The following is a 13,126-nucleotide window of genomic DNA, read 5'->3' as shown; positions in this document are numbered from 1 at the left end:
GGGTGGCTGCCGGTCGCTCCGGGGGGGGTTGACGCACCCCCGACGTGCACCCCGATGCTCCCTCACGTCCCAGAACGTGAGCGGACGACGACACAGAGGTGCCCCTGACATGAATCCCACCAGAACCGGCCGACCGGGCCCGTCCCGCAGCCGCCGCGTCGCGCTGCTGGCCACCGGCGCGACGGCCCTCGCTGCGCTCCTCGCGCCGAACGCCAGCGCCACGGCCGCGCCCACCGGCCCCAAGCAGGGCGCTCGTTCGTCGACCGCGGCCCATCCGGGGCCGATCCTCGACGTGCAGCAGGCCGCCCGTGCGCAGGTCGACGAGTGCTTCACGTCCATCGGCGGGCCGAGCCCGCAGCCGAAGGACGGCGCCTGCCCGTCCGGCTCGCAGCCGAAGATCAACGGTGCGTACGTGTGGAGCGCGGCCCGCTCCGGCGACTACGCGTACTTCGGCACGCTGTCCAACGTGACCTGCAACGCCTCCTCCACCTACTCCGGCGACACCACGCCGTACCTGGTGAGGAACGCGGACGTGTGCGAGTTCGACAAGGGTGCGAACGCAGGGAACCTGGGCGAGATCTACGGCGACGCGCGCACCCCGCAGGTGCTGCGTGTCAATGCCGACACCCAGAAGGTGGAGGACCTGACCCCCGCCTCCGATCCGCTGCTCAAGCGCACCGTCGGGCTGCGGGGCGCCGCCGCGCACAACGACGTGGTCTTCCTCTTCGGCCAGTCGGTGAACGAGGGCCAGACCGTGGGCCAGGGCCTGTCGATGTTCGCCTTCGAGGGCAGCACCGGGAAGTTCCTCGGCTCCAAGGCGTACACGGACCTGGTCAGCGCCCGCGGCGGTGTGGTGGCCGCGGACGGCAACCTGTACCTGGCGGGCCGGGCGCCCGGCGTCAACGGCGGCCGGGTGCTGCGGTGGACCGGCGACAAGGAGGCCCCGTTCTCCTTCGAGGTCGTCGCCCAGTTGGCCAACGACCCCGGCTACCTCACCACCTTCAAGGACCGGCTCGTCGCCTCCGGTTGGGGCACCCAGGTGCCCGGCGAGCGCGGCGCGGTCAGCGGCGGCCCCGCGAAGGTCTGGATGAGCCCGCCGATCCCCTCGGCCGGACTCACCTTCGACGGCGCGGCGGCCTGGCAGCCGATCTTCTCGTGGGACGAGTACGACCCGGACCCGGTGCTCAGCAAGGGCGTCGCGTGGGGCGCGCTCGCCGAGTGGCGCGGCGAACTGTACGTCGGCAGCTACAACCAGGCGGCGGTCGGCGCGGTCCAGACGATGTGGCAGGCGTACGGGCAGCCCAAGGGCGACGTGCTGCGCAAGCGGGACATGCTCTCCGCCAGCCGCCCCACCACCGTCTTCCGGATCAGCGACCCGGGCACGCCCGAGCAGCGCACCACCCTGCTGTACGGGGAGGAGAAACTGCCGGTCTACAACCCGAACACCAAGCGCTGGACCGCCAAGCCCAACCTGCTCGGCCAGAAACCGACGTTCGGCCCCTCCGGCTTCAACGGCAACGTCGGCAACGCGTACGCCTGGACCTTCACGGTCTTCCAGGACCGGCTGTACATGGCCACGTTCGACAGCACCGGGCTGATCACCCCGGGCGCGCACTTCACCGCGGTCAACAACGGGCTGTCGCAGACGACGAAGAGAAGCCTGGAGTCGGTGGTCGGCCCGTCCCTGAAGGCGACGCTCGGCGGCGGTGACGTCTGGCGCATGGACGACCCGGGCAAGCCTGCGGTGGCGGAGACGCTCAACGGCTTCGGCAACCGCTCGCAGCACGGCGTGCGCGTGTTCCTGCCCTTCGAGGACAAGGGCCTGCTGTACGCGGGCATGGCGTCGTCGTGGAACTTGCGGGCGACGGCAAAGGACCGGGGCGGCTGGGAACTGAACCGTCTGGTGCGGGGTGAGGGTCGGGGCCGGCTGGACGCGTCCCTCCCGAAGGACGCCCGCGAAGCCGCGCGCGGCGCGGGAGTGGCGGCGCCCTAGGACCTCGCACAGTTCCGCCCCCTGTGCCCTGCGGACACGGGGGACCCCAGCGCCCCCGCCGTTTCCCTCCCGGGAACATCGGTCTCCGCGGCCCGGTGGGTGACTGGTCGCGCAGTTCCCCGCGCCCCTGATTGCCCACGCCCTTCGGGCGTGGGGCGTACCGACCGGGTGGGACCCGCAGACGACCACCAGGAGGAGCGAGACAGGGGCGCGGGGAACTGCGCGACAAGCCCACCACCGGGGTGCGGGGGCCGACGGGACCGCTTGGGCAACGGCGCGTGCGTCACATGGCGTTGGAGCGTCCTAGGCTCATGACCTCCCCGGAGGGGCATCGTGGGCGTCGCGGCCACGGTTCACCAGGCGGGTGACCTGTTGGCGGGAGCGGCCCGACATGCGGGCCAGTTCGGACAGCGTCAGGCCGCCGTCGTCCACCGCCGCCCGATAGCCCTCCACCCGCGCATGCGTCAACGCTCCGTTCAGTGCCCGGAACGCCGCAGAGAACTCCGCCCACGCCTCCCTGGTCGCGCCCCCGCCCAGCACCACCGGCGGTGGACCGGGGCGGCGCAGGGCCCGCAGCTCCACCAGGGAGTGCTCGACCTGCTCCAGCGCACCGCGGAAGTCGGCGCACGCCGCCAGCGCGGTGTCGATCACCCGGTAGAACTCGGCGAGTTCGTCGTACGGAACACCCGACGTCGCTCCCGCCTCCGCCTCCACAGCCGTACCGCTCCGCCCCTGCACCCGCATCACGGCTCCCTCCCCGACGGTGCGTCGATTCAGCACAAGTGAATCTGAAACATCCTCTCCAGGGAAGAGATGAACCGCTCTTCCCCTGTTCCACCCGCATCCATGGACCACGACGTTATTCGTCCCTCACCTAAGGGACGTCACGAACGCGGAGGTGACCCGTGCACGGACCGAACCAACCGAACCAACCGAACCGCCCGCGGCCGAACCGACGGACCGCACCGGGTCGCCGTCGCGGCGTCGTCGGCGTCCTGAGCGCCCTCGGGGTGTTGGGCGCGCTGCTCGCCGTGGTCGCGGCGGCCACCGTCTTCGCTCCCGTCGAACCCGCCGCGGCACAGGCCGCCGCCCGCAAGGTCCCCGCCACCGTTGACGGCCCGCCGCTCACCACCCCGCCCGATCGGCTCGCCGCCGCCCTCGACTGCCCGTCCGACTTCCCGCGCTCGCAGCGCGAACCGGTCCTCCTCGTCCACGGCACCGGGGTGGACGCCCGGCTCAACTGGGGCTGGAACTACGCGCCCGCACTGCGCGCGCAGGGGTACGACGTGTGCACCGTGGACCTGCCCGCCCGCTCGACGGGCGACATCCAGGAGTCCGCCGAGTACGTCGTCCACGCCGTCGCCGCACTGCACGCCGCCACCGGCCGCAAGGCCGACGTCGTCGCGCACAGCCAGGGCGGGCTCCAGGTCCGCTGGGGGCTGACCTGGTGGCCGGGGCTGCGGGCCGCGGTCGACGACGTCGTCAGCCTCGGCACCCCCGAGCACGGCGCCGCGGCCGGCGATCTGCTGTGCGCGCTGCCCTGTGCCGCCGCGGCGCACCAGATGAAGCGCGGCTCCGCCTTCCTCACCGCGCTGAACTCGGGCGACCAGACCCCCGGCGACGTCTCGTACACCTCGATCTTCACCCGGGACGACCTGGTCGTGACGCCGTACCGGACCGCGGTCAAGGAAGGGGCGCGCAACATCGGGATCCAGGAGGTGTGCGGCATCCGGCTGGTGACCCACATCGGCCTGGTGTACGACTCGGTGGCGTTCCGGCTGGTACTGGACGCGCTGGGCCGGCCCGGGCCGGCCGATCCGAAGCGGCTGCCGGCGGGGGCGTGCTCCGGCGATCCGTACGTCCCCGGGGTCGACGCGGGCGACGTCGTGCACGCGACGACCGTGGTGGCGCCCGCGGCGGCCACGGCCCTCGCCACCGCGCCCAAGAAGCTCCGGGAGCCAGCGCTGCGCCCGTACGCCTCGCCCCGGCCCTGACCGACGACGCACGGCCCTGCGCACAGGCCCGGCACAGCCGGCCCACAGCGCCGTGCCGGCCGACGGAAGAACTCCACCCCAACCGTAGACAGTAACGTTAGCGTGAATTAACTTCATCTTTATGGGGTACTTCACGCGCCCCCTTGATCCGCGCTTGACGGCCGGCCGCATCCCCTCGCCGCTGCGCGCATGACAACAGAACGAGCTACTGGCTGTTCACTAGACGCCTTTCGTCCCGCCTCCATCGCCAGTCACCAGGAGAACTCGTGACCCATGCCTGGCCCTCGCACCTCCCGTCATCCCTCGACATCCCCCGGGTCGGCGTCGACGCGATCCTGGCCGGCGCCGCCCGCGCCTACCCCCGGCGCGTCGCCCTGCGGGACGGCGCCGAGTCACTGACGTACGAAGAGCTGCGCGAGGCCGCGCTGCGGGTGGCCGGCGCCCTGCGCTCCCGCGGCTTCGAGCCGGGCGACGTCGCGGCGCTGCACATGCCGAACACGCTGTGGTACGTCGTGGCGTACTACGGGGCGCTCTGCGCCGGCCTCACGGTCGCCCCGATCAATCCGGCGCAGCCCGCCGAGGCGCTGCGCGGCCAGCTCGACGACTGCGGGGCCACCGCGGTCTTCACCCACCCCGCCGCCGTCCGCACCGCGGAGGCCGTCGCGGCGCTGGACCGGGCGCGGCTGGTGGTGCACGTGCCGTCGACCGCCGCGGGCCCGGCCCCGGCCGACAGCGCGCTGCCGGACACCTGGCCGGCGCTGGCCGACCTGCTGACCGGTCCGCCGCTGGAGGGCTACCGGCCCGACCCGGAGCTGGTGGCCCACCTCCAGCTCACGGGCGGCACCACGGGACGGACCAAGGCCGTGCGCGTCCTGCACCGCAACCTCGTCGCCAACGTCCTCCAGGCCGCCTGCTGGCGCTCCTTCTCGCGGCCGGAGCTGGACGAGGACGGCGGGCTGCACGCCCGGCGCTCCCCCGACGCGCCGGACCTCGGCCTCGTCCCGGGCGCGTGCGTGAACCTGACCGTGGCACCGCTCTTCCACGGTCTGGGTCTGGTGGGCCACAACGGCAACACGCTCATGGGCGCCACCTGTGTCATCTCCGGCGGCGGCTTCAATGCCGACGCGTTCGTCGGGGACATCGAGACGCACGGCGTCACCCACCTCGCCGGCTCCCCCGCCATGTACTACGCCATGCTCGCCAGCCCCGAGCTGGACCGGCGCGACCTGTCGTCGCTGCGCCTGGTCACCTCGGGCGCGGCCCCCATCGACAGCAAGGCGCTGGCGCGGCTGCGCGCCGTCCTGCCGCAGGCCGAGGTGACCGAGGGCTACGGGCTGAGCGAAGCCACGATGGGCGTGACGATCACCCCGCCGGGCACCCCTGCGCGCGACGGCTCCGTGGGGCGCGCGCTGCCGCTCACCACCGTCGAGATCCGCGCGGAGGACGGGGTGGGCGTCCGCCCGGTCGGTGAGGCGGGCGAGGTGTGGGTGCGCGGCCCGCAGATCACGGACGGGTACCAGGGCGAGCCGGAGCTGACGGCCGAACAGTTCGTCGACGGCTGGCTGCGCACCGGCGACGTGGGACGGCTGGACGGCGACGGCTTCCTCTTCCTGGTCGGCAGGGCGAAGGACATGCTGATCTACAAGGGCTACAACGTCTATCCGCAGCCGCTGGAGGACGTCCTGTGCTCCCACCCGGACGTGGCGCAGGCGTCCGTCGTCGGACGGCACGAGCCGGTCGTCGGCGAGGTCCCGGTCGCGTTCGTCGTCGCCCAGCCCGCCGCCCGGGAGCGGGCCGAGCGCGACGGAACGTTCCTGGACGAACTCATGGCGCACGTCGCCGCGCGCGTCGCGCCGTACCAGAAGATCCGCGAGGTGCACCTGGTCGACGCGCTGCCGCTGACGCCCACCGGCAAGGTCCTCAAGTCCGAGCTGCGCCAGCGCCTGCGGCACCACCCGGACGCCTGACGCGTCCCGCCCGACGCAACCCGGCGCCGCGCCCCCGCCGTCGTACCACCGCACCCCCGTGCACCACCGAGCACCACCGAGCAACAACGAGGAGCCCGTATGTCCGCGCAGACCGGAGTCGTCTCGTACCAGGAGCTGTTCATCGGCGGTCGTTGGACCGCGCCCGCGGGCAGCGACGTCATCGACGTCGTCTCCCCCGTGACGGAGGAGGTCGTCGGCCGGGTGCCGCACGCCACCGCCGCCGACGTGGACGCGGCGGTGGCGGCGGCCCGCGCGGCCTTCGACCACGGCCCCTGGCCCCGTACCCCGCTGGCCGAGCGGATCGCGGTCGTCACCCGCATCAAGGACCTGATCGCCGAGCGGCACCGGGAGTTGGCGGAGCTGATCACCCTGCAGAACGGCTCGCCGCTCGCGTTCTCCGTGCGCGGACAGGCCCTGTCCGCGGTCGGCGCGTTCGGCGCGGCGCTCGCCGTGGCCGCCGGCTTCCGGCCGGAGGAGGAGCGCACCGGCGTGGCCGGACCGGTCCTGGTGCGCCGGGAGCCGGTGGGCGTGGTGGCCGCGGTGACCCCGTGGAACGTGCCGCAGATGACGATCGCCGCGAAACTGGCGCCCGCCCTCATCACCGGCTGCTGCGTGGTGCTCAAGCCGTCGCCGGAGACCCCGTTGGACGCCAACTGGCTGGCCGACGTGTGCGTCGAGGCCGGGCTGCCCGAGGGCGTGCTGTCGGTGCTGCCCGGCGGCCGGGACACCGGCGCGCACCTGGTGGGCCACCCGGACGTCGACAAGGTCGCCTTCACCGGGTCGGTGGCCGCCGGGAAGGCCATCATGGCCGCAGCGGCGGGCAACTTGACCCGCGTCTCGCTGGAGCTCGGCGGCAAGTCCGCGGCGATCCTGCTGGACGACGCCGACCTCGCGACCGCCGTGCCCGCGATCGTCGCCGGCACCTGCGGCGCCAACAGCGGTCAGGCGTGCGTCGCGCTCACCCGCGTCCTGGTCCCCGACACGCGCTACGACGAGGTCGCGACCGCGCTGACCCGGGCCTTCGCCGCCCTCGCGGTCGGCGACCCGACCGACCCCGCCACCGTCGTCGGCCCCCTGGTCACCCGGGCCCAGCAGCAGCGGAACCTGGAGTACGTGCGCATCGGCCGCGAGGAGGGCGCCACGGTGCTCACCGGCGGCGGGGTGCCCGAGGGGCTGACCCGCGGGTGGTACGTCGAGCCCACCCTGCTCGGCGACGTCACCAACGACATGCGGGTGGCGCGCGAGGAGATCTTCGGCCCCGTCGTCTGTCTGATCCGGTACGGGTCGCAGGACGAGGCCGTCGAGATCGCCAACGACTCCGACTTCGGCCTGTCGGGCGCGGTGTTCTCCGCCGACGCGGAGCGGGCGGGCGCCGTGGCCCGCCGCATCCGCACCGGCACGATCACCGTCAACGGCTTCCGGCTCGACCTCGCCGCGCCCTTCGGCGGCTTCAAGCACTCCGGCATCGGCCGCGAGTTCGGCCCCGAGGGCCTGGAGTCGTACGTCGAGTACCAGACCCTGAACCTGCCGCGCCCCGCGGCGGACTAGGGCCTCTCGTTCGGATCTTGCTGGGCTCGCGTGCTCCGGCACCATTCCTCCTGGGCCTTCGGCCCGGGAGGTACCCCCACGCCGCGTTGTCGTCGGTCGTCAACGGCCCCCTGTGCCCCGCGGACACGGGGGACCACAGCGCCCCTGTTTCGCTCCTCCTGGTAGCCGTCTGCGGGTCCCGCCCAGTCCGCCCTACGCCCGAAGGGCGTGGGCAGTGAGGGGCGCGGGGAACTGCGCGACCAGCCAGGGACGACCCGCAGAGACCAAAGGTCCCAGGGACTACGGCGGGTAGGTCAGGTGGCGCTGGGGCCCTCCGTGTCCGCAGGACACAGGGGGCGGAACTGCGCGAGCAACCAGCGACGGCCCGCAGACGCCTCACCGCACACCCGTTTCGGCGACACCCCGCACGCCAAGGCAACGGAGCTTTCCCGACACGACCCAGGCCCGACGACCCCGGGCCGACCACCCGCAATCCAGCACGCACCAGGAGACGTTCATGCACGCAGCCATCCTTCACGCCACCGGCGACGAGAACCTGGACGTCGCCGAGGTGGCGTCCGCCTCCTTCGGGCCCGGGCGGGTCCGGGTGAAGATGCACCGCGCCGGACTGTGCCACTCGGACCTGTCCGCCATGAGCGGGGTGCTCGCCCACCCCGCCCCCTTCGTCCCCGGCCACGAGGGCGCCGGCGAGGTCGTCGAAGTCGGGGAGGGCGTCACCCACGTCGCGCCCGGGGACCGGGTCATCGTCTGCTGGATGCCGCCGTGCGACGTCTGCGCGGTCTGCGCGACCGGCGACACCCATCTGTGCCGCAGCGGCTTCGGCAACCTCGCCACCCCCAACTTCCGCCACGGCGAGCGGGCGCTGCCCGGGATGATGGGCGCCGGCACCTTCGCCGAGGAGGTCGTCATAGCCGGGTACGCGGCCGTGCCCGTCCCCGACGACGTGCCGTACGACATCGCCGCCCTCATCGGCTGCGGGGTGACCACCGGCATCGGCGCCGCGCTGAACACCGCACGGGTCCGGCCCGGCTCCTCCGTCGTGGTGATCGGCCTCGGCGGGGTGGGCGTGAGCATCCTCCAGGGCGCGAAGGTCGCCGGCGCCGCGCGGATCCTCGCCGTCGACCCGACGCCCAACCGCCGTCGGATGGCGCTGGAGTTCGGCGCCACCGAAGCGGTCTCCCCCGACGAGCTCGCGGATGCCGCGAAGCGGTCGAACGGGGGCATCGGCTTCGACTACGCCTTCGAGGCCGTCGGCAGGGCCGGCACGCTGCGCGCCGCGTACGACGCGACCCGCCCGGGCGGCACGGTCTGCCTCGTCGGGGCGGGCGGCCGGAGCGATCTGACCGACCTCAACCTGGCCGAACTCGTGATGAACGAGAAGAAGGTGCTGCCGTCCTTCTACGGCGGCGATGACGTCCGCCGTACGTACGCCACCATCATCGACCTGTGGCGCGCGGGCCGGATCGACCTGGAGTCGATGATCACCCACCACGTGCCGTTGAGCGGGATCAACGAGGCCATCCGCCAGATGCACACCGGTGAGGCGCTGCGCACCGTCATCGACATCGCCTGATCCGTCCCCCCTTCCACCGCCTTCCGTCACCACCTGCCCAGGAGAGGTCCCATGGGCGCGCCGTGATCGTCGACGCGGTACGCACCGCCGTCGGCAAACGAGGCGGCTCCCTGTCCACCCTGCACTCGGCGTCCCTGTCGGCCGCCGTCCTCACCGCGCTCGTCGAGCGGACCGGGCTCGACCCGGCGAGGGCGAAGGCGCTGAAGCGGGCCGGACTCGCCCTCGACGACATCGGCGCATACGAGATCAACGAGGCGTTCGCATCGGTGCCGGCGGCCTGGCTGCGCGAGACGGGCGCCGACTACGCACGGCTCAACCCCAACGGCGGTGCCATGGCCCCGGAGCCACCCCATCGGCGGCTCCGGGGCTCGGCTGATGACCACCCTCGTCCACCACATGCGGGACAACGGCATCCGTTACGACCTCCAGTCCATGTGCGAGGCGGGCGGAATGGCGAAAGCGACGGTCCTGGAACTGCTCTGACGCGTGCGAACGGCTCGGCCCCCGCTCTCTCGTCGTCGAGAGCGGGGGCCGAGCCGTGGCCCCGGCGCAGTTGGACGGCCAGCGCCGCGTCATCGAGTCGTACGCCCCGGAACTCCGCGAAAGGTGGGCAAGGTTGCGCTCCCGGGTGTCTTTGGACGGAGCCGCTATACCCTGCGGAAGCGTTGGTCCCCACCGGGCAGCAGGCAAGTACCGGCGGCAGCGAAACAGGGGCGCGGGGAACTGCGCGAACAGCCCAGCCGGGCCGCAGGCGCCATCACCGCGCAACCAGCGCGGCGCCACCGCGCCCGCCGAAGCAACCGCACCGGCGGAAGGGGCGGCTCGCTCAGACGCGCGCGCCGTCGACCACCAGGCACTGGCCGGAGACGTAGTTGGTCTCCTGGAGACACAGGGCGTACACCGCGCCCGCGGCCTCCTCGGGGGTGCCGGGGCGGCCCAGGGGGATCGTCCTGGCCGCGCTGGCGGCCCGCTCCGGGTTGATGCCCACCTTGATCTCCCGGCCGTCGATGGTCAGAGTGGCGCCGTCCGCGGCGGTGACCTCGGTCATCCGGGTCAGGATGAAGCCGAACGCGACCGCGTTGACGTTCACCTTGTAGCGGCCCCACTCCTTGGCGAGCGTCTTCGTCAGACCGATCATCCCGGCCTTGGCGGCGGCGTAGTTGGCCTGGCCGAGGTTGCCGTAGAAGCCGGAGGTGGAGGAGATGTTGACGACCTTGCGGTGGTGGTCGACTGGGTTGGCGCGGAAGTAGGGCAGGGCGGCCCGCAGGATCTTGAAGGACGCGGTGAGGTGCACGTCCAGGACGGTGTGCCACTGTTCGTCGGTCATCTTCTGGATGACGGTGTCCCAGGTGTAGCCGGCGTTGTTCACGACGACGTCGAGCCCGCCGAAGGTGTCCGTGGCGGTGGCGACGAAGCGCTCGGCGAAGCCCTCGTCGGTGACCGAGCCGACGCAGGCCGCGGCGCGGCCCCCGGCGGCGACGACGTCCTCGACGGTCTGGTGGGCGGGCGCGGCGTCGAGGTCGTTGACGACGACCGCGGCGCCTTCGGAGGCGAGCTTGAGGGCGATCTCCCGCCCGATGCCCCGGCCGGAGCCGGAGACGATGGCGACCTTGCCGTCCATGGTTCCCATGGGTCTACTTCCTCGGTCGTGCTGAAGGTCAGCGGGTGGTCGTGCTCGGGCCGAGGGCCAGGGCGTCGACGGCCGCGGCGTCGAGACCGAGTTCCTCCAGCACCTCGCGCGTGTGGGCGCCGATGACGGGCGCCGGCCGCGGCCGGTCGGCGGGGGTGGCGGCGAAGCGCGGCGCGGGCGCCGGCTGGAGCAGCCCGTCCTCGGTGTAGTACGTGCCCCGGGCCGCGTTGTGGGGGTGGTGCGCCGCCTCGGTGAGGCCGTACACGGGGGTGACGCAGGACTCGGTGCCGTCGAAGGCCGCCGTCCACTCGTCCCGGGTGCGGGTGGCGAAGACCTCGGCCATCCGCTGCGCCATCCGCGGCCAGTTGGCGCGGTCGTGCTGTCGGGCGAAGAGCGGGTCGTCACCGAGGCCGAGGACGTCCAGCAGGACGGCGTGGAACTGGGGCTCGACGCTGCCGACGGCCATGTGGCCGCCGTCGGACGTGCGGTAGGCGCGGTAGAAGGGGGCGCCGCCGTCGAAGAGGTTGGCGCCGCGGGCGTCCGTCCAGCGCCCGACGCCCAGCAGCCCGTGGATGAGGGCGAGTTGGATCGCGGTGCCGTCGGTCATGGCGGCGTCGACGACCTGTCCGACGCCGGTGCGCTGGGCGTGCACGAGGGCGGTGGTGATGCCGAGGGCGAGCAGCATGCCCCCGCCGCCCATGTCGCCCACGAGGTTCAGCGGCACCGGGGGGACTTCGCCGTCGTCGCCGAGGGCACCCAGCGCGCCGGCGACGGCGATGTAGTTGATGTCGTGGCCCGGCGCCTGGGCGAGCGGCCCGTCCTGGCCCCAGCCGGTCATCCGCCCGTACACCAGCCGGGGGTTGCGGGCCAGGCACTCCTTCGGGCCGAGGCCCAGCCGTTCGGTGACGCCGGGGCGGAAGCCCTCGATGAGGGCGTCCGCGGTGTCGACGAGTCGGCGGGCGGCCTCGACGCCGGCCGGGTCCTTCACGTCGAGGACGACCGAGCGGCGTCCGCGGTGCAGCACCGGGTGGCGCGAGGGCGTGCCGGCTTCGGCGGGCCGGTCGACCCGGATGACCTCGGCGCCCTGGTCGGCGAGGAGCATCCCGGCGAACGGGCCGGGTCCGATGCCGCCGAGTTCGACGACCCGGATCCCGGCCAGCGGGCCGCGCGCGGCGGCCCCGGCTCGTTCCGTCACAGTCCGAGGTCCTTCGCGATGATGGTCTTCATGACCTCGCTGGTGCCGCCGTAGATCCGGGAGACCCGGGTGTCGGCGTACAGCCGGGCGATCGGGTACTCCAGCATGTAGCCGTAACCGCCGTGCAGTTGCAGGCACTTGTCGATGACGCGGCCGGCTACCTCGGTGCCGAAGAGCTTGATCTTGGCGGCGTCGGCGGCGGTCAGCTCCCCCGCGTCGTCGAGTTCGACGCCCTGGTCCACCATCGCCTGGAGGGCCGCGACCTCGGTGGCGCACTCGGCGAGGACGAACTTGGTGTTCTGGAAGGACGCCACGGCGGTGCCGAAGACCTGCCGCTGCTGGGTGTACTCCTTGGCGAACTGGATCGCGGCGGTCGCGGTGGCGCAGGCGCCGACGCCGATCTGGAGGCGTTCGCGGGCGAGGTTGCGGCCCAGGTAGGAGAAGCCCCGGTCCTGCTCGCCGAGGAGGTTCTCGACGGGGACGCGGACGTCGGTGAAGGACAGTTCGTTGGTGTCGGAGGAGCGCAGGCCGATCTTCTCCAGCTTGCGGCCGAACTCGAAGCCCTCGCTGTCGGTGGCGACCACCAGCAGGCTCAGGCCGAAGCGGCGGTCGTCGGCGCGGGCCGGCGAGGTGCGCGCCACGACCACGCACAACTCCGAGTTGCGGGCGCCGGTGATGAAGGTCTTCGCGCCGTTGAGGACGTAGTGGGTGCCGTCGGCGGAGAGCTTGGCGGTGGTGCGGATGCCCGCCAGGTCGGAGCCGGTGCCGGGCTCCGTCATCGCGATGCACAGCATCGTGTCGCCGGTGGCGATCGAGGGGAACCAGCGCTTCTTCTGCTCGTCGCTCGCGTGGTTGAGCAGATACGGCAGGACGATGCCGGTGGAGACGCCGAAGTGGCCGAAGGAGACCGCGGCCCTGGCGCTCTCCTCGGTGATGACCGCCTGGTACTTGTAGCTGGTCGCGCCGCTGCCGCCGTACTCCTCGGGGACGTCGAAGCCCATCACGCCGAGGGCGCCCAGCTTGCGGAACAGGTCGCGGTCGACGAGGTTGTCCCGCTCCCACTGCTCGAAGTGCGGCTTCACCTCCTTGGTGATGAAGTCGGCGATCATGGAGCGGAAGTCCTCGTGCTCCTGGCTGTAGATACTGCGCTTCATGGCGGGTCCCTGGGTTCGACGAAGGGGCTGGGGATGCGGCGGAGCGGGTAC

The 13,126-nt window shown here is 72.7% G+C and carries 9 protein-coding genes and 1 pseudogene; 6 read left to right on the top strand and 4 right to left on the bottom strand.

Annotated features, from left to right (window positions below):
- Positions 1 to 109: 109 nt before the first annotated feature.
- Positions 110 to 1,993 carry a hypothetical protein gene (locus AB0E05_RS19460; RefSeq protein ID WP_361964976.1) on the top strand — a complete coding sequence of 628 codons (1,884 nt, stop codon included), beginning with the start codon at positions 110 to 112 and terminating at the stop codon, positions 1,991 to 1,993.
- Between the two features lie 309 nt (positions 1,994 to 2,302).
- On the opposite strand, the gene AB0E05_RS19455 is transcribed toward AB0E05_RS19460, so the two are convergent.
- A complete protein-coding gene (locus AB0E05_RS19455) occupies positions 2,303 to 2,773 on the bottom strand; it encodes a hypothetical protein (protein ID WP_361964974.1) in 471 nt (156 codons plus the stop codon).
- Between the two features lie 125 nt (positions 2,774 to 2,898).
- Between AB0E05_RS19455 and AB0E05_RS19450 the strand changes: the two genes are divergently transcribed.
- From AB0E05_RS19450 to AB0E05_RS19430, 5 genes and pseudogenes are all read left to right on the top strand, one after another.
- The gene (locus tag AB0E05_RS19450; RefSeq protein ID WP_361964972.1) at positions 2,899 to 3,987 is read left to right on the top strand and encodes a hypothetical protein; all 1,089 of its coding nucleotides are present in this window, start codon (positions 2,899 to 2,901) and stop codon (positions 3,985 to 3,987) included.
- Positions 3,988 to 4,253: 266 nt separating this feature from the next.
- Positions 4,254 to 5,954 carry a class I adenylate-forming enzyme family protein gene (locus tag AB0E05_RS19445; RefSeq protein WP_361964970.1) on the top strand — a complete coding sequence of 567 codons (1,701 nt, stop codon included), beginning with the start codon at positions 4,254 to 4,256 and terminating at the stop codon, positions 5,952 to 5,954.
- 99 nt (positions 5,955 to 6,053) lie between these two features.
- On the top strand, positions 6,054 to 7,523 hold the full coding sequence (locus tag AB0E05_RS19440) for an aldehyde dehydrogenase (RefSeq protein ID WP_361964968.1): 1,470 nt from the start codon (positions 6,054 to 6,056) through the stop codon (positions 7,521 to 7,523).
- 496 nt (positions 7,524 to 8,019) lie between these two features.
- A complete protein-coding gene (locus tag AB0E05_RS19435; RefSeq protein WP_361964966.1) occupies positions 8,020 to 9,096 on the top strand; it encodes a zinc-binding dehydrogenase in 1,077 nt (358 codons plus the stop codon).
- Positions 9,097 to 9,206: 110 nt separating this feature from the next.
- Positions 9,207 to 9,579: pseudogene (locus tag AB0E05_RS19430) on the top strand (acetyl-CoA C-acetyltransferase); the annotation flags it as partial.
- Between the two features lie 343 nt (positions 9,580 to 9,922).
- Here the strand turns inward: AB0E05_RS19430 and AB0E05_RS19425 are convergent.
- Genes AB0E05_RS19425 through AB0E05_RS19415 form a run of 3 tightly spaced genes read right to left on the bottom strand, consistent with a single transcriptional unit; the run spans position 9,923 to position 13,075 of the window.
- A complete protein-coding gene (locus AB0E05_RS19425) occupies positions 9,923 to 10,726 on the bottom strand; it encodes an SDR family oxidoreductase (RefSeq protein WP_361964964.1) in 804 nt (267 codons plus the stop codon).
- A gap of 28 nt (positions 10,727 to 10,754) precedes the next feature.
- Positions 10,755 to 11,921, bottom strand: coding sequence for a CaiB/BaiF CoA-transferase family protein (locus AB0E05_RS19420; protein WP_361964962.1), 1,167 nt, complete (start codon positions 11,919 to 11,921; stop codon positions 10,755 to 10,757).
- Positions 11,918 to 13,075, bottom strand: a complete 1,158-nt coding sequence (locus tag AB0E05_RS19415) for an acyl-CoA dehydrogenase family protein (RefSeq protein ID WP_361964960.1) — start codon at positions 13,073 to 13,075, stop codon at positions 11,918 to 11,920. The genes AB0E05_RS19420 and AB0E05_RS19415 overlap by 4 nt, the downstream gene beginning before the upstream one ends.
- Positions 13,076 to 13,126 lie beyond the last annotated feature (51 nt).

It is taken from the genome of Streptomyces sp. NPDC048057 (assembly GCF_040653095.1).
In the GTDB taxonomy this organism is placed as follows: domain Bacteria; phylum Actinomycetota; class Actinomycetes; order Streptomycetales; family Streptomycetaceae; genus Streptomyces.
This window is presented reverse-complemented; position numbering and strand designations above follow the sequence as displayed.